Origin of the sequence: Actinacidiphila glaucinigra (assembly GCF_035918135.1) — a bacterium.
GTDB lineage: Bacteria > Actinomycetota > Actinomycetes > Streptomycetales > Streptomycetaceae > Actinacidiphila > Actinacidiphila glaucinigra.
In genome coordinates, this window is record NZ_CP109144.1 from 5,140,109 (window position 1) to 5,160,367 (window position 20,259).

Consider the following 20,259-nt stretch of genomic DNA (forward strand, 5'->3'; position numbering starts at 1 on the left):
TCAGGTTATCGCTAATCTGACGGATAGTCAGCTCATCGGGAGGTGCTGGGCGCATGCGCGGTGACCTGGAGTGGGGCAGCGTCCCCCGGCTCGTGCGGGAGGCGGCGCGGCGCTGGGGCGAGCGCGAGGCGGTCGTGGACGGCCGCACCCGTGTCACGTACGCCGAACTCGGCGCCCGCGTCGAGCGCGCCGCCGCGGCGGCCATCGCGTCCGGGATCGCCCCGGGGGACCGGGTGGCGGTCTGGGCGCCCAACACGCTCGACTGGATCACCGCCGCCCTGGGCTCGGTCACCGCGGGCGGGGTGCTCGTCCCGCTCAACACCCGCTTCAAGGGCGCGGAGGCGGCCTACGTGCTGCGCCGCACCCGTGCCCGGCTGCTCTTCGTCACGGGCACCTTCCTCGGCACCTCCTACGTCGCCTCCCTGCGGCGCGCGACGCGGGAGCACCCGCTGCCGGACCTGGAACAGGTTGTCGTCCTGTCCGACGCCGCGCCGGAGGGCCACGGCTACCGGCGCTGGAAGGACTTCCTGGCCGCCGGCGACCCCGTCACCGGCGCGGCGGTACGGGCCCGTTCCGACGCCATCGACGGCTCCGCGCCCTCCGACATCACCTTCACCTCCGGGACGACCGGCCACCCCAAGGGCGCGGTGGTGACGCACGCCCAGACGCTGCGCGTCTACGACGTGTGGGCGGACCTGGCGGGCCTGGAGGAGGGCGACCGCTACCTGATCGTCAATCCGTTCTTCCACACCTTCGGCTACAAGGCCGGGATCATCGCCTGCCTGATGCGCGGTGCGACGATGATTCCGCAGCCGGTGTTCGACGTGGGCACCGTCCTGGCCAACATCGCCGCCGAACGCGTCACCGTGCTACCCGGACCGCCCACCCTCCACCAGTCGGTCCTCGACCACCCCGAACGCGCCCAGCACGACCTGAGTTCACTGCGGCTGGTCGTGACGGGCGCGTCCGTGATCCCGCTGCAACTGGTGGAACGGCTGCGCAGCGAACTGAAGATCGCCACGGTGCTGACCGCGTACGGGCTGACGGAGGCGAGCGGCACCGTGACGATGTGTCGGCGCGGCGACCCCGCGGAGGTGGTGGCCGCGACCGCCGGGCGGGCCATCCCCGACACGGAGGTACGGGTGCTCTCGGAGGGCCCGGGGCGTCCCGGCGAGGTCCTGGTGCGCGGCTACCACGTCATGTCCGGCTACTGGGAGGACCCCGCGGCCACGGCCGAGGCCGTCGACGCGGACGGCTGGCTGCACACGGGGGACGTGGGCGTGATGGACGCCGACGGCAACCTGCGCATCACCGACCGCATCAAGGACATGTTCATCGTCGGCGGGTTCAACGCGTACCCGGCGGAGATCGAGCAGGCGCTCGCCCGCCACCCGGACGTGGTGGAGGCGGCGGTGGTGGGCGTCCCCGACCCGCGGCTCGGCGAGGTCGGCCGGGCGTACGTCGTGCGCCGGGACGGGGCCGTGGTCACCGCGGACGACCTGATCGCCTGGTCGCGGCGGGAGATGGCCAACTACAAGGTGCCGCGCGAGGTCGAGTTCCTGGCGGAGCTGCCGCGCAACGCGAGCGGGAAGGTGCTCAAGACGGCGCTGCGGGCGCGGTGAGGGACAGGTCCCTCCCGCGGGGCGCGGGAGGGACCAGTCGGACCTGCGCGCCGGGGTGTCAGGGGGTGTGCCAGTTGTCGGGCGAGACGATCGTCTGGTGCCAGGCGTCCGGGCTGTCCGCGGCGGCGGCCGGGAGCGCGGCGGACAGGAGTCCGGCCGCCACGGCGGCGAGGACGACGGCGGCCTTGCGTACGAACTTCATGACGCCTCCGGAGTCGAGGCCGGGTGCGGGCACCCGGCGGCAGCATGCGTACAGGTGGTGCCGGTGAGGCGGCGTCGGCCGCCTGGGATGCGGGTGGCCGACTCCGGCTGTGAACCTACTGTGTTGTGCCCGAAGGGCCGCAAGGGTCGTGCGCCGCTGAAGGCGATCAGGTCATGACAAAGACCGACTGCGGCGCCCCCTCCGCGCCGCAGTCGGTCCCTGGATCCTTCGTGCCGTCCCCCCGCTCCTGGAGGCGCTCCCCCCTTGGCGCGCCCCCAGGTCGCGCTCCCCCGTGATGCTTCCCCCGTGGTGGTGCTGTCCCCCGTCGTGCTGTCCCCCCGTGCCCCCCTCGGGCCGGCCGTCCCCCGTGTCAGGCGCCGGTCAGGGTGCGTGCCAGTTGTCGGGCTTGACCGTGGTGTCGTCGCCCTTGACCTTGGGCTCCTCGGTCTCCTCGGTGGTGACGACTTCCGGCTCTTCCTCGACGGTGGAGCCGGACTCGGGTGCCGTCTCGCTCATGGTGCCTCCCCTGGTGGGTGTGACTGGGCCGATACGAAGCCCGCCTGGTAACGACCCCCGTGCGCTACCAGGCGGGCAGCTCTTGCAGTGATGGAATCGTGGCAGGCCTCGATAATCAACCGATAAACGGAACTGTTGATGTCCTGTATCAGCGGTGTTGCGTGGTGCGGAACCGCTACACGGCGATCGCCGGGGCGGCCGGACCGTGGAGCAGGCGCCGCACCTCGTCGGCGTCGGGGGAACCCAGCGCGACGAAGGACGCCAGGGCGTCCCGCCAGCAGGCGCGGGCACGGTCCACCTGGCCCACCTCGGCGAGGGCGCGACCGAGGACCGTGAGCACCTTCGCGCGGTAGAGCTCGCCCCCCAGATCGCGCAGCGCGTTCAGCGACTGTTCGGCCAGCGAGGCCGATTGACGGTGGGCGCCGGAGGACAGGTGCACCTCCGCCATGCGGAAGAGGCACATGGCCTCCCAGAACTGCTGCCGCGCCGCTCTGAAGACGGGGAGCGCCTCGGAGAGCGACGCCAGGGCCTCCTCGCGGCGACCCGCCGCCGTCAGCGCGATGGCGAGGGCGTACAAGCCGTTGCCGAGGCGGAATCCGGCCCGCAGCTCACGGTAGATCGACAGGGCACGCTCCGCCGAGGCCACGGCGGCGGAGACGTCCCCGAGCTCGATCTGGGCACGGGACAGGTTGCTCAGCGCGGCGGCGCCGCCGTGCCGGTTGCCGTCGGCCACGAAGGCCTCCAGCGCCTGGGACTGGTGGTCCGCGCAGTCCTGGAAGAGGCGCCTGGCGAGGGCCACCATGCCGCGCAGATTGGGGGCGTAGCTACTGGTCAGGGGATCGCGGACGGCACGCCCGAGCACGAGGCTGCGTTCGGCCTCCCGGTCCGCTTCCTCCAGCCGGCCGGCCAGGCTGTTCAGCTGGCCCAGCAGTACGCGGGCCCGGCCCTCCACGAGCGGCTCGCCGCAGGCGCCGGCGGTGGCGACGATGGCGCGTGTGGCCTGCTCGTACTGGCGCGCGTAGATGCCGGACTCCATCAGGTCCTGTGTGGTGAAGAGCAGGTCGACGGCCCGCCGCATCGGGCCCTCGCAACCGCCGCCCGCGGCCTGCCGGACGGCGGCCAGGAGACTGGGCGCCTCGGTGAACAGCCAGTCCAGGCCCTCCTCGCGGGAGCCGAAGGGCATTCCGGCGCGGCCCACGGGGGCGAGGTGCGCGAGCAGGCGGTCGCCGGGGTTCTCCAGCTCGTAGGCGCACATCGCCGACGCGAGGTAGAAGTCCAGCAGCCGGGACACGGCGGCGCAGCGGGCGTCTTCCCCCTCGTGGCGCTCGGCGCAGTCGCGGGCGTACAGGCGGACCAGGTCGTGGTAGCGGTAGCGGGCGGGTGCGGCGGACTCGATGAGGCTGATGTCGACCAGCGTCTCCAGCAGTTCCTCGGCGTCGTAGACGTCCAGCTCGAGGACGGCCGCGGCCGCCTCCAGGGAGATGTCCGGGCCGTCGGCGAGCGCCAGCAGGCGGAAGGCGCGTGCCTGCTGCGCGGTGAGCTGGCCGTAGCCGAGTTCGAAGGTGGCCTTGACGGCGAGGTCGCCGGCCTTGAGCTCGTCCAGGCGGCGGCGTTCGTCGCTGAGTTTGCGGGCGAGGAAGGAGACCGTCCAGGTGCGGCGGGTGGCCAGGCGGGAGGCGGCGATGCGGATGGCGAGCGGCAGGAACCCGCAGGCGGCGACGACGTCGAGGGCGGCCTGGCGTTCGGCGGCGACGCGCTCCTCCCCGACGATGCGGGTGAAGAGCAGCAGGGCCTCTTCCGGGCTCATGACGTCGAGATCGACCAGGTGCGCACCGGCCAGGTCGACCATGCGGGCCCGGCTGGTGATCAGCGCGGCGCAGCCGGGAGTGCCCGGCAGGAGGGGGCGGACCTGGGCGGCGTCGTGGGCGTTGTCCAGCAGGGCCAGGATCCGGCGGCCCGCGAGGGTGGAGCGGTAGAGCGCGGCGCGGTCGGCGAGGGACTCGGGTATCGCGGAGTCGGTGACACCGAGGGAGCGCAGGAAGGAGGCGAGCACCGTCTCGGGTTCGGCGGGCCGGGCGGCGGTGCCCTGGAGGTCGACGTAGAGCTGGCCGTCGGGGAAGGTGCCCGCGACGGCGTGGGCGACATGGACGGCGAGCGTCGTCTTGCCGACGCCGCCGATGCCGGCGACCGCGGAGACCGACATGACGCCGCCCTCCGCGGAGGCCCCCGCCAGGCGCTCGCCGAGCTCTCGGACGAAGGCGGCGCGGCCGGTGAAGTCGGCGACGGTGGCGGGCAGCTGGGCCGGACGCACCGGCTCGGCAACGGCCTCCGCCTGCGGGACGGGCGGCGGCAGCAGCGAAGGGTCGGCCTCCAGCACGCGCTGGTGCAGCTCGGCGAGCTCCGCGCCCGGGTCGACGCCCAGCTCGTCGTCGAGGAGACGGCGGGTGTCGGCGTAGACGCCCAGCGCCTCGGCCTGCCGCCCGCTGCGGTACAGGGCGAGCATCAGCAGGGCGCGTGGGCGTTCGCGCAGCGGGTGCTCCGCGGACAGGACGGTGAGCTCGGAGACCACCTCGGCGTGGCAGCCGGCCTGCAGGTCCAGGTCGAGGCAGGTCTCGGTGAGCTGCAGCCGCCATTCCAGCAGGCGGATGCGCTGGGTCTCCGCGTACGGGCCGGGGAGCCCCGCCAGCGGCTCGCCGTCGAAGAGGGCGAGGGCGCCGCGCAGCTCCTCGCGGGCCGCGGCCAGGTCGCCCGCGGCGCGGGCCTTCTCGGCCGCGGCCTGGTGCCGTTCGGCGAGGAAGAGGTCGAAGCCGTCGCCGGCGTGCAGTACGTAGCCGCCGTCGACGGTGGCCAGGGCTTCGGCGCCGAGGGCCTTGCGGAGGCGGAAGGCGTAACTGCGCAGCGCCGCGAGCGCGGTGGGCGGCGGGTCCTCGCCCCAGACCGCGTCCAGCAGTTCCTGCGCGGTGGCCGTGCGGCCGCCGCGCAGCAGCAGGGCGCCCAGCAGCGCCTTCTGCTGTGGCGACCCCGCGGAGATCGGCTCCGTGCCGCGCCAGGCCCGCACCGGGCCGAGGACCGCGAAGCGCAGCGCGCCGCCCTGGTCCTTACCGCTTGCCATGCCTGCCCCCTGGTGCCGCCGAACCTGCGCGACGAGCGCGTATATCGATCGTTCATCACGAGCCGGAACAGTTTTCACGGACGGCGGGACCGACCCGATCGGTTCCGCTGCCTGTGCCAGTTTGCCGCCTCAACCTGTACGCGGTCACCTATGGGTGGCTTTCGGGAGGGGCGTACCAGGAAGCAGCGGGGAATGTTCGGGCAAGTTTCATGTGAAGTGCGGTCATATGCCGTCGGTCTGACGGGTGTTCCGCCGGAGGAGGTGGAGGGCCGCCCATGTGTGCGCGTTGTGTGCCGCAGGCCGTGAGCGGACCGAGCCGGAGCGGTGGCGGGCCGGCGCCGTCGGTGTACCGGCTGCCCGGTCCCGCGTTGCGCCGCCGGGCCGTTCGGCATCCCGAGGGGCGCCCGTACGAGCCGTACGACTGCGACTTCGCCGGGCTGGACCGCCGCGCCCGCGCGGTCGCGGCGCGGCTGGGGCGGCTGCTGCCGCCGGGCAGCCGGGTGCTGCTCGCCTATCAGCCGGGCGCGGACCTCGCCGGGGCGTTCTACGGCTGCCTCTACGCCGGTATGGCGGCGGTGCCGCTGGTCGGCGGCGGCCCGGACGGCGCGGGGACGGTCGCGGAGGCCGTCGAGCGCTGCCGTCCCGCGGCGGTGCTCACGGGCGCCGACGCGTGGACCGCGCTCGCGGTGGACCGCTCGCGCACCCAGGTCGTCGAGGCCGACGGATCCCGCGTGGGCGGCGACCCGGTGGACCGGCTGGCGCAGGAGTGGCGTCCGGTCGGCGTCCTGCGTACGGCGCCCGGATACGAGCGCTACGTCGCCGACGGGCTCGGCGGGGGCCGCATGGAGCCCGCGCTGCGGCACGGGGACCTCGCGGACGCGGTGGGTGAGCTGGCGGTCGCGGCGGGCCGGGGCACCACGGAGGACAGCCTGGGGTGGATCGCCTCCGTGCACGGTCTGGAGGACGCGGTGTGGCGCATGCTTTTGCTTGCGCCGTGAGCCGCGGTTTCCTTGCGGCCGGTGGGTGTGTGCGGGTGCGTTGTGGTTGCGGTTGCAGTTTCTCCCCCGCCCTCCCTCCCGATTGCCCGGCGCGGTTGGTGCGGGCCTGCGCGCGTGCGTGGGTGGGCCGGGGTCGGGGCCTCCGGGGCTGCACGTCCTGGACTGGGTTATTTACGTGCATGGCGGGCGGTCCAATTGGTGCCGTCTGTGCCGCACACAAATATCCCGCAGCGTCCAGAACATCCACCCCTACGACCCCGCCCCCTCCGTTTCGGAAGGCGACCAACGGCCGGTGGGGGGTGATGGGGGGCGCCCCTCCCCACACCGCTGGGAACTGGCCCCAGTAGGGGGTCCTCTGGCCGCAGGCCGCTCAAGGGTGCGCGCATCGCTGGCCCGCGGCACGGCAGAGCGTGGGGGTGGGGGCGCACTCTGCCCTGCGGTGAGTGGCCGACCGCAACCGGGTTCAGTCTTGGGACCACACCGACCGCGCCGGATGAGGCTGCCCCTGGCCGAAGGCTGAGGGAGAGCGGGAACGCGCACACGGCGACGGGCCGCTCAGCAGGGCGACCAACGCCCGCGCGCGCCGGTAGCCCCGCCGGTCCGATCCGCTCCGTGATCAGCTGGGGGTTTCCATGGAGCGCCTGACGGTTGTGGTTGTGGGCGTTCGGTGGGACGTGTGCGGCAACCCCGGACCGCTCTCTGACCACCCTCCGGCCGTCAGTCGCCCCGTCACAGGGAGGGGGCGGGGTCGTAGGGGTGGATGTTCTGGACGCTGCGGGATATTTGTGTGCGGCATCCGGGGTTCCTACTTGGACCGCCCGCCATGCACGTAAATAACCCAGTCCAGGACGTGCAGCCCCGGAGGCCCCGCACCCGGCCCACCACGAACCGCGCGAGGCCCGCACCAACCGCGCCGGGCAATCGGGAGGGAGGGCGGGGGACAGCACGCCGCAGGCGCAGACAACCCGCACACGACAACCGGGCAGCCCGGGGCACCCGGCCCGCAGGCGCAGACAACCCGCACACGACAACCGGGCAGCCCGGGGCACCCGCCCGCAGGCGCAAACAACCCGCACACGACAACTAGGCAGCCCGGGGCACCCGCCCGCAGGCGCAAACAACCCGCACACGACAACTAGGCAGCCCGGGGCACCCGCCCGCAGGCGCAAACAACCCGCACACGACAACCGGGCAGCCCGGCGCAGCCGCCCGCACGCGGCAGCCGGCCGCCCACAGCCCTACTGACGGTCCGTCAGATTCGCGCTACCGTGGCCCCATGGAGACCTTCCCGAGGATCATTTCGGTGGACGACCACACGGTCGAGCCCCCCAACGTCTGGCGGGACCGGCTCCCGTCGGCGTACCGGGACCGCGCACCGCGCATCGTGCGCGCGCCCCTGGAGTCGATGACCTTCGTCGGCGGCAGGTTCACCCCGCGCATGGGCGAGCCCGGCGGCGAGGGGCCCGTCGCCGACTGGTGGGTCTACGAGGACCTGCGGCGCCCGCTGACCCGCCTGGACACCGCCGTCGGCTACAGCAGGGACGAGGTGCGGCTGGAGGCGATCACCTATGAGCAGATGCGTCCCGGCTCCTACAGCGTCCCCGAGCGGCTGGCGGACATGGACGTCAACCATGTGCAGTCCGCCCTCTGCTTCCCCACCTTCCCGCGCTTCTGCGGCCAGACCTTCACCGAGGCCGAGGATCGGGAGCTGGGGCTGCTGTGCGTGCGCGCCTACAACGACTGGATGGTCGAGGAGTGGTGCGGACCGCAGGCCGGCGGCCGGCTGATCCCGCTCACCCTCATCCCGTTGTGGGACGCGGAGCTGGCCGCCGCGGAGGTGCGGCGCAACGCCGCGCGCGGGGTGCGGGCCGTCTGCTTCTCCGAGATCCCGCCGCACCTGGGACTGCCGTCCGTCCACACCGAGGCGTGGGACCCCTTCCTGCGCGCCTGCGACGAGACCGGCACGGTCATCGCGATGCACATCGGCTCGTCCTCGCGCATGCCGTCCACCTCGGCCGACGCGCCGCCCGCGGTCGGCTCCACGATCACCTTCGCCAACTGCTGCTTCTCCATGGTCGACTGGCTGATGTCCGGGATCTTCGACCGCTTCCCCTCCTTGCGAATCATGTACGCGGAGGGCCAGATCGGCTGGATCCCGTACATCCTGGAGCGCGCCGACGTCGTCTGGGAGGAGAACCGCGGCTGGGGCGGAGTGGCCGACAAGGTGCTGCGGCCGCCCTCGGAGCTGTTCCGGGAGCACGTGTACGGGTGCTTCTTCGACGACGCGGTGGGCCTGCGCAACATCGACGCGATCGGCGTCGGCAACGTCCTGTACGAGACCGACTACCCGCACTCCGACTCGACCTGGCCCAAGTCCCGCGAGGTCGGCGAGGCCCAGATGGGCCACCTCGCCCCGGACGTCGTCGAGCGGATCGTGCGGGGCAACGCGATCGAACTGCTGGAGCTGACCCCGGAGGGTCTGTGGCCCGGGCCGGGCGGGGGCGCGGGCTGACAGGGTTCGCCCGCCGTCGGCGGCCGCGTCGCGTACCGTGCGCGGCCGCCTGATGTGTTTCCCCCATGATCGCCGAGTTGTGGCTGACGGGCCGGGTCCCGGCCCGGGACGGCCTGTACCGGGTGGACGACGCGGCGTTCGGCGTGCGCATCGACGGGCCCCGGTTGCCGGGGTTCGGCATCGACGAGCCTCGTGCCGGCCGAGGTCGACGGGCGGTACGCCACCTTCACCGTCGACCTGGCCGCCCCGGAGTTCGGGGTGCGCCGACCCTTGTCTGACGGTCCGTCAGGTCCGACCATGGCGGCATGACCAAGACCGCGTACGGCATGCAGTTGCCGGTGCAATCCCTGAGCACCCTCTACGCGGAGCCGTGGGAGGCCGCGGCGCCGCCGGGCGACCTGGTGGACGTCGCACGGGCGGCGGACCGGCTCGGCTTCGCCTACATCGGGTGCTGCGACCACGTGGCCATCCCGCCCCGGCTGGCCCCCGCGATGAGCGCCACCTGGTACGACCCCGTCGCCACGCTCGCCTTCCTGGCCGCCGTGACGACGCGGGTACGGCTGCTGAGCCATGTGGCGGTGATCGGGCTGCGGCACCCGCAGCTCACCGCCAAGCAGTACGCGACCCTGGACCACCTCTCCGGGGGCCGGCTCGTCCTCGGGGTCGGAGCCGGGCACGTGCGGGAGGAGTTCGAGGCGCTCGGGGTGGACTTCGAGCGGCGCGGCGCGCTGCTGGACCAGGCGATCGACGCGGTGCGGGCGCACTTCGCGGCGGGGGAGCAGAAGCCGGAGCCGGTGCAGCGGCCGGTCCCGGTGTGGGTGGGCGGCTCGTCGCCCGCGGCGGTGCGGCGCGCGGCGCTCAAGGGCGACGGCTGGCTGCCGCAGGGGGACTCCCGGGAGGCCATGCCCGGGCAGATCGCCCGGCTGCGCAGGCTGCGCGGCGGGGTGCCGATCACCATCGGGGTGATCGCGGAGCCCCTGTACGTCGGCGAGCCGGAGTGGCCGGTGGGGCGGCGCACCCTGACCGGGAAGCCGGAGGCGCTGGCCGAGTCGCTGCGGGAGTACGGCGCGATGGGGGTGGACCAGATCCAGGTGAGGTTCCGCAGTCGCGGGGCGGCGGAACTGCTCGACCAGATGGAGGCGTTCGCCGACGGCGTGGCGCCGCACCTCGACGCGTAGGGAGTGACGGACATGGGCAAGCTGGACGGCCGGGTCGTACTGATCAGCGGCGCGGCGCGCGGACAGGGTGAGCAGGAGGCGCTGCTCTTCGCGGCGGAGGGGGCGCGGGTCGTCCTCGGGGACGTGCTGGACGAGCGGGGCGCGGCCGTGGCGGAGGGGATCGGCGCCGACCGGGCGCGCTACGTCCACCTGGACGTGACGAGCGAGGCGGACTGGGCCGCGGCCCTGGACGCCGCCACGGACGCCTTCGGCCGGCTGGACGGGCTGGTCAACAACGCCGGCATCCTGCGCTTCAACGCGCTGGTCGACACCCCGCTCACGGAGTTCCAGGAGGTCGTCCAGGTCAACCAGGTCGGCGCCTTCCTGGGGATGCGCACCGCGGCCCCGCTGCTCGCGGCGGCCGGCGGCGGCACGATCGTGAACACCGCCTCCTATGTGGCGCTGACCGGTATGGCCGGAGTGATCTCGTACGCCGCGACCAAGGCGGCCGTCGTCGGCATGACGCGGGTGGCCGCCATGGAGCTGGCGCCCAAGGGCATACGGGTCAACGCGATGTGCCCGGGCGCGATCGACACCCCCATGTCCAACCCCGGGGAGTCCGTCCCCGCGGAGGCCCTGGACCGGCTGTACGGCAAGCTCGTGCCGCTCGCCCGGATCGGGCGCCCGGAGGAGGTCGCGCGGCTCGCGCTCTTCCTGACCAGTGACGACTCCTCGTACGTCACTGGGCAGCCGTTCGTCGTCGACGGCGGCTGGCTGGCCGGGGTCCAGGTCTTCTGACGCGCGATCAGGTATTGACCTCCCCCGTCGCCGGTGGAAGAGTCGGAGCGGGAATCTGACGATCCGTCAGAAAAGCTAGGGACGGTGAACCCCTTGGAATTCGGGATCTTCGTACAGGGATATGTGCCCAAGTTCCGCTCGGAGGTCGACCCGCAGGCCGAGCACCACGCGCTGATGGAGGAGACCGAGTACGTCGTCCAGGCGGACCGGTCGGGCTTCAAGTACGCGTGGTTCAGCGAGCACCACTTCCTCGAGGAGTACTCGCACCTGTCCGCCAACGACGTCTACATCGGCTACCTCACCCACGCCACCGAGCGGATCCACCTCGGGTCGGGCATCTTCAACCCCCTCCCGCAGGTGAACCACCCCGTCAAGGTCGCCGAGAAGGTCGCCATGCTCGACCACCTCTCCGACGGACGCTTCGAGTTCGGCACCGGGCGCGGCGCCGGCAGCCACGAGATCCTCGGCTTCCTCCCCGGCGTCACGGACATGAACGCCACCAAGGAGATCTGGGAGGAGACCGTCGGCGAGTTCCCGAAGATGTGGCTCAACGAGGAGTACCCGGGCTTCCAGGGCAAGCACTGGTCCCTGCCGCCCCGCAAGGTGTTCCCCAAGCCGTACGGGAAGTCGCACCCCGCGATGTGGTACGCCGCCGGGTCGCCGCCCTCCTACGCCATGGCCGCCCGCAAGGGACTCGGCGTGCTGGGCTTCAGCGTCCAGAAGGTCTCCGACATGGAGTGGGTGCTGGAGAAGTACAAGACCGCGGTGCGCGACGCCGAGCCCATCGGCGACTTCGTCAACGACAACGTCATGGTGACGACCACCGCGATCGTGGCCGAGACCCGCAAGGAAGCCATCCGCGTCGCCGCGAGCAGCAACCTCAACTACCTGCAGTCGCTGGTCTTCCGCTACCACGACACCTTCCCGCGCCCGGAGTACATCCCGCAGTGGCCCGAGCTGCTGCCGACGTACACCGAGGAGCTCGTCGAGATGCTCCTCGACGAGGAACTGATGATCTGCGGCGATCCCGACGACGCGCTCAAGCAGTGCAGGCGCTGGGAGTCCGCGGGGGCCGACCAGCTGTCGTTCGGGCTGCCGGTGGGCGTCCCCTTCGAGGACACGATGCGCACGATCAAGCTGGTGGGGGAGCACGTCATCCCCAAGATCGACACGGACCCGGTGCACCGGACCACCCGCTTCCGCCGGGCGGCGTGACGCCGCGGGCCACCGACAGGGCGGCGCCGTCCCGGACCGCCGCCCGGCCCCCGGACCGGTCCGGTACCGCGGCGGCGGCCCGCCGCGCCCGCGGCCGGCCGGGGGCCACACCGCGCGGCGGGGTACCCGCCCGCGGCCCCAGCAGGAGGAGGGACCACGCATGCTCGACCACCTGATCCGCGGCGCGTCGCTCGTCGACGGCACCGGTGCGGCGGCCCGCACGGCCGACGTCGGCCTGCGGGACGGACGGGTCGCCACGGTCACGCCGCCCGGCCGGACCGAGGAGCCCGCACGGACCACCGAGGACGCGACCGGGCTGGTCCTCACCCCCGGCTTCGTCGACCCGCACACCCACTACGACGCCCAGCTGTTCTGGGACCCGTTCGCGACCCCCTCCATGAACCACGGGGTCACCACCGTCGCCGGCGGCAACTGCGGCTTCACCCTGGCGCCGCTGAGGCCCGAGGACGCCGACTACACACGCCGGATGATGTCCAAGGTCGAGGGCATGTCGCTCAAGGCCCTGGAGTCCGGCGTCGACTGGAGCTGGCGGGGATTCGGGGAGTACCTGGACGCCCTGGAGGGCCGGATCGCCGTCAACGCCGGCTTCATGGTGGGCCACTGCGCGCTGCGCCGCCATGTGATGGGGCCCGACGCCGTCGGCGGACAGCCCTCACCGGAGCAGCTCGACCGCATGCTGCGGCTCTTCCACGAGTCCATGGAGGCCGGCGGCTGGGGCCTGTCGACGACCCAGTCCTCCACCCACTCCGACGGCGACGGCCGCCCGGTGGCCTCGCGGCACGCCCGGCCCGCGGAACTGCTCGCGCTCTCCCGGGCCGTCGGGGAGCACGAGGGGACGCAGATCGAGGCGATCGTCGCCGGGTGCCTGGACACCTTCTCCGACGACGAGATCGACCTCTTCGTCGACATGAGCGTCGCCGCGGGCCGCCCGCTCAACTGGAACGTGCTCACCGTCGACTCCGCCGTCCCGGAGCGGGTGCCCCGCCAGTTGCAGGCCTCCGAGCGGGCCCGCAAGGCCGGGGGCCGCGTCGTCGCGCTGACGATGCCGATCCTGACCCCCATGAACATGTCGCTCGGCACCTTCTGCGCCCTCAACCTCATCCCCGGCTGGGGCGAGATCCTCTCCCTGCCCGTCCCCGAGCGCATCGCCCGGCTGCGCGACCCGGAGGTCCGCGCCGGGATGCTCCGCCGCGCCGTCAGCCCCGAGGCGGGCGTCTTCCGCAGGCTGGCCGACTTCGGGCGGTACGTCATCGGGGACACGTACTCCGAGGAGAACCGCCGCGCCGGGGTCAGCGGCCGGGTGGTGCGGGACATCGCCGCGGAACGGGGGCAGGACCCCTTCCGCACCCTCGTCGAGATCTGCGCGGCCGACGAGTTGCGGACGGTGCTGTGGCCCATGCCCACCGACAACGACCCGGACAGCTGGGAGCTGCGGCGCACCACCTGGGAGCACGAGGACGTGCTGCTCGGCGGCTCGGACGCAGGCGCGCACCTGGACCGCATGTGCGGGGCGCCGTACACCACCCGGTTCCTCGGCGACTGCCTGCGCGGCCGCCGGCTGCTCCCGCTGGAGAAGGCGGTGCGGATGCTCACCGACGACCCGGCGCGGCTGTTCGGGCTCCGCGGGCGCGGCCGGATCGCCGAGGGGTACCAGGCCGACCTGGTGCTCCTCGACCCCGAGCGGATCGACGCGGGCACCGCCACCCTCGTGCACGACCTCCCGGGCGACAGCCCGCGCCTGGACTCCAGGGCCCAGGGCGTGGTCAGCGTGCGGGTCAACGGCGTGGAGACGATCCGCGACGACGGGATCACCGGGGCCGTCCCCGGCCGGGTCCTGCGTTCCGGGCGGGACACCCGCACGGTTCCCACGGGTCTTTGACCCCGGGCCGCCCCCCGCCGCGGGACACCGTGCCGGGGGCGTCCGCGCCCCGCGGCACGGGCGTACGGTTGGCCCACATCACGGGAGGTGCGACGACACCATGCGGATCGCCACCACGATCTTCCTGACCGACCGTTCCGTACCCGCCGTCCGGCTCGCCCGGGAACTGGAGGAGCGCGGCTTCGACGGCCTCTACCTCCCGGAGCACACGCACATCCCGGTCAGCCGCAGCACCCCCGCGCCCATGGGCGGCCCGCTGCCATCCGAGTACGGCCGTACGCTCGACCCCTTCGTGGGCCTGTCCGCGGCCGCGGCCGTCACCCACCGACTGCGGCTCGGGACCGGTGTCGCGCTGGTCGCGCAGCACGATCCGATCGTGCTGGCCAAGCAGGTCGCGAGCCTGGACTTCCTGTCCGGCGGACGGTTCACCCTCGGCGTCGGCTTCGGCTGGAACGTGGAGGAGGCCGCCGACCACGGGATCGACTGGCCGCGCCGCCGGGAACTGGTGCGGGAGCGGATGGCCCTCATGCGTGCCCTGTGGGCGCCGGAACCGACCGCGTACAAGGGCGCTTCCTGCCGGGTCGAGGCCAGCCACGCCTGGCCCAAGCCCGTTTCGGGCGGGCGGCCCCGGATCCTGTGCGGCGGGGCCGGGGGGCCCGTGCTGTTCGCGCACATCGCCGAGTACGCCGACGGCTGGATGCCGATCGGCGGCGGCGGACTGGCGGAGAGCGTGCCGCGTCTGCGCCGTGTGTGGGAGGACGCCGGCCGGGACCCGGAGTCGCTCCGGGTCGTGCCGTACGCGGTGCGGCCCAATGCGGGCAAGCTGGCGTACTACCGGGACCAGGGCATGGAGGAGGTCGTGCTGCAACTGCCGTCCGCGGGAACGGCGGACGTGCTGCGCACCCTCGACGACTACGCGCGGTACCTCTGACCCGCCGGCCGGGCGGGTCAGTCGACGGGGTAGCGCTCCAGCCATGCCGCGGAGGCGCCGCCGGGCCCGTGCAGCGCGGGTCCCTGCGTCGTCTCCATGGCGAAGTCGTCGGCGAGTTCGAGGATGGTGCCCCGGCCCTCCAGCTCCGCGACCCACGCCGGGGGCAGGGCGGTCTCGCCGTGCTGCACGCCGAGCAGGTTGCCGCAGATCGAGCCGGTGGAGTCGCTGTCCCCGGAGTGGTTGACCGCGAGCAGCAGCCCGTGCCGCACGTCCTCGGCGACCAGGGCGCAGTAGACGCCGACGGCGAGCGCCTCCTCCGCCGTCCGGCCCGCGCCCAGGGATTCCACCCGCTCCGCGCCGGGCAGTCCCTGGCGTACGGCGCCGAGCGCGGCCTGCAGGGCCGCGGAGGTCTCCTCGTGCCCGGGGCGCGCCGCGATCAGGGCCAGCGCGTGCTGCACGGCGCCGTCCAGCGCCTCGCCCCGGGCCAGCCCGTGGACGATGACGGCGAACGCCCCGGCGGCCAGGACACCGGTGGGGTGACCGTGCGTCTGCGCGGCGCACTCGGCGGCGAGCTGGAACACCAGGTGCGGCTCCCAGCCGACCAGCAGCCCGAACGGCGCGGACCGCATGACCGTGCCGCAGTCCTTGGACTGCGGGTTCTTGGGGCTGCCGAGGGTGCCCATGTGCTCGTCGCCGAGCCCGGTCAGGCAGGCCCTGCCGGGGTTGCGGCGCGCGTACAGCCACTCCTCGCGGGCCAGCCAGCCGGTGTCCTTGCGGCGTTCGTCGGGCCCCCAGGTGTTCTGGGTGGCCGCCCAGCGCAGGTGGGAGCGGTGCACATCGGTGGGCGGGTGCCAGGCCCCGGCGTCGCGGCGCACCTGGGCGCGTATCAGGCCCTCGGCGGTGAACAGCGTCATCTGGGTGTCGTCGGTGACGGCACCCCGCCGCCCGTACGCCGGCACGTAGTCGGTGACCCCGTCCTCGCCGTGCGCCTGCCGTATGGCGGCCAGCGAGTCGGACTCGACGCCGGCGCCGAGGGCGTCGCCGATCGCGCCGCCGAGCAGACAACCGCGCACCCGGCTGCGGAAGTCCTGCTGCTCGGCACGCCCCCATACGGCCCCGCTCATGACCAACGCCTCTCTGCTCGACCCGACCAAGCACTGTAATCGACCCAGATCGGTCGGCTTCCGGTCGCGAACGGAATGTGGCCGGTCACGCACGGAGCAAGGCAAGGCCTCCGCTGCCGGGGCAGCGGAGGCCTTCGGGGTTCGGGGCTCAGGCGTCTGCCAGACGCGTCACCGCCAGGCGGGCCGGGGAGCCCGGCCGCCGCGGGTCAGTGCCCAGCGGGCCGCACCCGCGAGCAGGGAGGTGACGATCAGCCCGATGAACAGGTTGACCACGCAGGCGGCCAGCATCTCGTTGGAGCGGTGCAGGGTCAGCGGGACCACCACGGCGAAGAAGGTCAGCGCGGTCATGATCCAGCCGAAGAACAGCATGGCGCGCGGCGTCGTGGCGAGCAGGACGCGCAGCAGCAGCGTCGCGGCGAGCGCGATGAGCCCCGCCCCGAGGACGTAGGCGGTGGCGGCGGCGTCCCGCCACACCCCGTAGCCCTGGGGGGCGAAGAGCGGCAGCAGCAGGAATCTCTGCGCGACCAGGATGCCGGACTTGGCCAGCAGGCCGGCGAGCACCGCGGCCACGGCTCCGACGCCCCACAACCGCCAGGCGTTGACGCGGCGGCGGTCGTGATCGGCGTAGCTGCTTGACACGTGTCGTTCCTTTCGGTCAGCCGACGCAGAGCACCAGGAGGCACAACTGCATCGGTGACTTCGTTGCCGACGGCGTGGGGGTCGCCGTCGTCGTGGGGGGAGTGGCCGGGACGTCCGCGGGAGGTTGGGGGGCGGACGAGGGCGCGGTGGTGTGCGGAGCGGTGTCCGCGGGAGTGGGGGCGGTCGTGACCGCGCGTACCCGGGAACCGGTGTCGCCCTGCGGGGCGGTGCGGGCCGGCGCGGTGGTGCTCGCGGCGGACGGTGCGGCGCGGGTTGCGTCACCGCGGGGCGCCGCGGTGGTGGGGTGCGTGCGCTGACCGGGGCGGTGCGTGGCGTCACCGGGCTGTGCGGGGATCGAGGAGAGCGGCAGGGTACGAGTGGTGGCCGGCGTCAGTGGCTCGGCGGCCGCGGCCGTGTCGGCCTGACCCCTCGAGCCGCCGTGCGGCAGCGCCGCGACGGTGAGGCCGCCGCCGACGAGTGCCACGGCCGTGGCGGCCGCGGCGCGCCGCCGGTTCTTCTTCCAGCGTTCGAGCTGCCGTCGCCGCGCCGCGCGGCCCTGCAGGGAAGGGTCGGCGTCGCCCTGTTCGCTGCCGTCGGGATCATCGGGGTCGTCCCCGTCGCGGAGCCTCTCCCGTTCGGCGGCCGAGTCCGGGCCCTGCCACATCGGTGGGGCGATGTCGGGTGCGTAGGCGCCGCACCCCGGACACACGAGAGCCCCGTTGAGATGCCGACGGCAGGAGGAGCAGTAGTCCATCTCCGAGTCTTTCTGTGCTGACAGCGGCGCCGGGGGACATCGGCGGCAGGTCCGCGCGCACGTTCTCCGTGCAGGGCGGACGGCCAGCAACGCTAACGACACCTCCCGAAGGAGCTGCGCAGCCTGTGTGACGCTTTTGGAGAGTTGCTCGGACTCTTTTGCACAGGTTGCCGAGGGGCGCGGCCGGGGGCCGCGCCCCGGCTCAGTCCTCCAGCACCGGCAGGAGCTCCGGGAGGTGGCCGTCGGAGGCCAGACCTGCGGCGATGCGCTCGGCGGGTACCTCGCCGTAGGTGGTGGTGCGCTGGCGGGCGGGTCGGCCGGCGGCGTCGGCGATGGCGACGAGGTCGCGGATGGAGCGGTGGGAACCGTAGCTGGAGCCGGCCATGCGGGAGATGGTCTCCTCCATCAGGGTGCCGCCGAGGTCGTTGGCGCCGGAGCGGAGCATTTCGGCCGCGCCGTCGGTGCCGAGCTTGACCCAGCTGGTCTGGATGTTGCGGATGTGGGGGTGGAGCAGCAGGCGGGCCATGGCGGTGACGGCGCGGTTGTCGCGCAGGGTGGGGCCGGGGCGGGCGATGCCGGCCAGGTAGACGGGTGCGTTGGTGTGGATGAAGGGGAGGGTGACGAATTCGGTGAAGCCGCCGGTCCGCTGCTGGATCTCGGCGAGCAGGCGCAGGTGGGCGAGCCAGTGGTGGGGCTGGTCGACGTGGCCGTACATCATGGTGGAGGAGGAGGGCAGGCCCAGTTCGTGGGCGGTGGTGATGACCTCGACCCAGGTGGCGGCGGGGAGTTTGCCCTTGGTGAGGATCCAGCGGACTTCGTCGTCGAGGATTTCGGCGGCGGTGCCGGGGACGGAGTCGAGCCCGGCTTCCTTGGCGGCGGTGAGCCATTCGCGGATGGACAGGCCGGTGCGGGTGGCGCCGTTGACGACCTCCATGGGGGAGAAGGCGTGCACGTGCATGCCGGGGACGCGTTCCCTGACGGCGCGGGCGATGTCGAAGTAGGCGGTGCCGGGCAGGTCCGGGTGGATGCCGCCTTGCATGCAGACTTCGGTGGCGCCGACCTGCCAGGCCTGTTCGGCGCGGTCGGCGACCTGGGACAGGGACAGGGTGTAGGCGTCGGCGTCGGTGCGCCGTTGGGCGAAGGCGCAGAAACGGCAGCCGGTGTAGCAGACGTTGGTGAAGTTGATGTTGCGGGTGACGACGTAGGTGACCTCGTCGCCGACCGCGTCGCGCCGGACGTCGTCGGCGATCCGGCACAACGCGTCCAGCGCCGCACCGTCGGCGTGCAGGAGGGCGAGCGCCTCGGCGTCGGTCAGCTTCGTGGGGTCGTCGGCCGCCACGGACAGCGCCGTGCGCACGTCCGCCTCGATGCGGTCCGGGACCAGACCGGGCGCGGCCTGTTCGCGCAGCGCCTCCCAGTCCCCGTACACCTCGTCGAAGTCCTGGCGGCGGTCGCCGGTGCGGCCCTCGGTGTCGATGGTGCGGTGCAGGTCGGTGCGGCCCGCGGCGGTGAAGACCTCCTCGGGCTCCTGCCACGGACGGCCGGTGACCTCGGCGTCCTCGCGCGCCAGGCCGGTGGCGGGGTCGGCCAGCGCGGTCACGTGCGGCAGCAGCCGCGGGTCCAGCCACGGCTCGCCGCGCCGGACGAACTCCGGGTAGACGCAGAGCCGCTCGCGCAGCGCGAAGCCCGCCTCCGCCGAGCGCTCCGCCAGCTCCTCGATCTGCGGCCAGGGGCGCTCGGGGTTGACGTGGTCCGGGGTCAGCGGGGACACACCGCCCCAGTCGTCGATGCCGGCCCCGATCAGCCTGGCGTACTCCGCGTCCACCAGGTTCGGCGGCGCCTGCAGACAGGCCGACGGGCCCATGATGTGCCGGGCGACGGCCACCGTGGCCACCAGGTCGTCCAGTTCCGCGTCCGGCATGCCGCGCATCGCGGTGTCCGGCTTGGCGCGGAAGTTCTGGATGATCAGCTCCTGGATGCCGTGGTACGACCGGGCGACCTTCCGCAGGGCGAACAGCGACTCGGCGCGCTCCTCGTACGTCTCCCCGATGCCGATGAGCAGCCCGCTGGTGAACGGCACGGAGCTGCGCCCGGCGTCCTCCAGCACCCGCAGCCGTACGGCCGGTTCCTTGTCGGGGGAGCCGTAGTGGGGACCGCCGGGCTCGCTCCACAGCCGGGTCGCGGTCGTCTCCAGCATCATGCCCATCGAGGGCGCGACCGGCTTCAGCCGCTGGAAGTCCGTCCAGCTCATCACCCCGGGGTTGAGGTGCGGCAGCAGCCCCGTCTCCTCCAGGATCCGGACGGACATCGCCCGGACGTAGGCGATGGTGTCGTCGTAGCCGTGGGCGTCCAGCCACTCGCGGGCCTCCGGCCAGCGCTCCTCCGGCTTGTCCCCGAGCGTGATCAGGGCTTCCTTGCAGCCGAGTTCGGCACCGCGCCGGGCGATCTCCAGCACCTCGTCCGGGGACATGAACATCCCGTGCCCGGCCCGCCGCAGCTTGCCGGGGACGGTCACGAAGGTGCAGTAGTGGCACTTGTCCCGGCACAGACGGGTGAGCGGGATGAAGACGCTCTTGGAGTAGGTGATGATCCCCGGCCGTCCCGCCGCCTCCAGACCGGCGTCCCGCACCCGGGCCGCGCTCTGCGTCAGGGCGGCGAGGTCCTCCCCCCGCGCCTGGAGCAGCACCGCGGCTTCCGCGGTGTCGAGCGCGACGCCGTCACGGGCACGCCTCAGGGCACGGCGCATGCTGTTGGCGGTGGGAGGAGTCTGGGTCATCCT

15 protein-coding genes are annotated in these 20,259 nt (G+C 73.2%); 8 read left to right on the forward strand and 7 right to left on the reverse strand.

Annotated features, from left to right (window positions below; all coding sequences use genetic code 11):
- Positions 1–53: 53 nt before the first annotated feature.
- Positions 54–1,622 (forward strand): FadD3 family acyl-CoA ligase, encoded by a 1,569-nt coding sequence (locus OIE69_RS23100; RefSeq protein ID WP_326575170.1) that lies wholly within the window; start codon positions 54–56, stop codon positions 1,620–1,622.
- A 58-nt stretch (positions 1,623–1,680) separates the two neighbouring features.
- On the opposite strand, the gene OIE69_RS23105 is transcribed toward OIE69_RS23100, so the two are convergent.
- The 3 genes from OIE69_RS23105 to OIE69_RS23115 form a co-directional block, all read right to left on the reverse strand.
- On the reverse strand, positions 1,681–1,857 hold the full coding sequence (locus OIE69_RS23105; RefSeq protein ID WP_326575172.1) for a hypothetical protein: 177 nt from the start codon (positions 1,855–1,857) through the stop codon (positions 1,681–1,683).
- Positions 1,858–2,205: 348 nt separating this feature from the next.
- Entirely contained in the window at positions 2,206–2,340 is a 135-nt protein-coding gene (locus OIE69_RS23110; RefSeq protein WP_326575174.1) for a hypothetical protein, read from the reverse strand.
- Between the two features lie 175 nt (positions 2,341–2,515).
- Positions 2,516–5,452 carry an AfsR/SARP family transcriptional regulator gene (locus OIE69_RS23115; protein ID WP_326575176.1) on the reverse strand — a complete coding sequence of 979 codons (2,937 nt, stop codon included), beginning with the start codon at positions 5,450–5,452 and terminating at the stop codon, positions 2,516–2,518.
- Positions 5,453–5,754: 302 nt separating this feature from the next.
- Between OIE69_RS23115 and OIE69_RS23120 the strand changes: the two genes are divergently transcribed.
- From OIE69_RS23120 to OIE69_RS23150, 7 genes are all read left to right on the forward strand, one after another.
- Positions 5,755–6,450 carry an AMP-binding protein gene (locus OIE69_RS23120; RefSeq protein ID WP_326575178.1) on the forward strand — a complete coding sequence of 232 codons (696 nt, stop codon included), beginning with the start codon at positions 5,755–5,757 and terminating at the stop codon, positions 6,448–6,450.
- A gap of 1,276 nt (positions 6,451–7,726) precedes the next feature.
- On the forward strand, positions 7,727–8,962 hold the full coding sequence (locus OIE69_RS23125) for an amidohydrolase family protein (RefSeq protein WP_326575179.1): 1,236 nt from the start codon (positions 7,727–7,729) through the stop codon (positions 8,960–8,962).
- A gap of 305 nt (positions 8,963–9,267) precedes the next feature.
- Positions 9,268–10,140: a TIGR03619 family F420-dependent LLM class oxidoreductase gene (locus tag OIE69_RS23130; protein ID WP_326575181.1), complete on the forward strand. Its 873-nt coding sequence runs from the start codon at positions 9,268–9,270 to the stop codon at positions 10,138–10,140.
- Between the two features lie 12 nt (positions 10,141–10,152).
- Entirely contained in the window at positions 10,153–10,917 is a 765-nt protein-coding gene (locus OIE69_RS23135) for an SDR family NAD(P)-dependent oxidoreductase (RefSeq protein WP_326575183.1), read from the forward strand.
- A gap of 93 nt (positions 10,918–11,010) precedes the next feature.
- Positions 11,011–12,132, forward strand: coding sequence for an LLM class flavin-dependent oxidoreductase (locus OIE69_RS23140; protein ID WP_326575185.1), 1,122 nt, complete (start codon positions 11,011–11,013; stop codon positions 12,130–12,132).
- A 160-nt stretch (positions 12,133–12,292) separates the two neighbouring features.
- On the forward strand, positions 12,293–14,032 hold the full coding sequence (locus tag OIE69_RS23145; RefSeq protein WP_326575187.1) for an N-acyl-D-amino-acid deacylase family protein: 1,740 nt from the start codon (positions 12,293–12,295) through the stop codon (positions 14,030–14,032).
- A 100-nt stretch (positions 14,033–14,132) separates the two neighbouring features.
- Positions 14,133–14,963 (forward strand): LLM class F420-dependent oxidoreductase, encoded by an 831-nt coding sequence (locus tag OIE69_RS23150; RefSeq protein WP_326575189.1) that lies wholly within the window; start codon positions 14,133–14,135, stop codon positions 14,961–14,963.
- A gap of 17 nt (positions 14,964–14,980) precedes the next feature.
- On the opposite strand, the gene OIE69_RS23155 is transcribed toward OIE69_RS23150, so the two are convergent.
- The 4 genes from OIE69_RS23155 to OIE69_RS23170 all read right to left on the reverse strand — a co-directional run bounded on the left by OIE69_RS23155 (position 14,981) and on the right by OIE69_RS23170 (position 20,256).
- Entirely contained in the window at positions 14,981–16,087 is a 1,107-nt protein-coding gene (locus OIE69_RS23155) for an ADP-ribosylglycohydrolase family protein (RefSeq protein ID WP_326575191.1), read from the reverse strand.
- A gap of 168 nt (positions 16,088–16,255) precedes the next feature.
- Positions 16,256–16,726, reverse strand: coding sequence for a hypothetical protein (locus OIE69_RS23160; RefSeq protein WP_326575193.1), 471 nt, complete (start codon positions 16,724–16,726; stop codon positions 16,256–16,258).
- A 16-nt stretch (positions 16,727–16,742) separates the two neighbouring features.
- On the reverse strand, positions 16,743–17,480 hold the full coding sequence (locus tag OIE69_RS23165; RefSeq protein WP_455550599.1) for an SCO2400 family protein: 738 nt from the start codon (positions 17,478–17,480) through the stop codon (positions 16,743–16,745).
- 202 nt (positions 17,481–17,682) lie between these two features.
- The gene (locus OIE69_RS23170) at positions 17,683–20,256 is read right to left on the reverse strand and encodes a bifunctional FO biosynthesis protein CofGH (RefSeq protein ID WP_326575196.1); all 2,574 of its coding nucleotides are present in this window, start codon (positions 20,254–20,256) and stop codon (positions 17,683–17,685) included.
- Between the last annotated feature and the right edge of the window lie 3 nt (positions 20,257–20,259).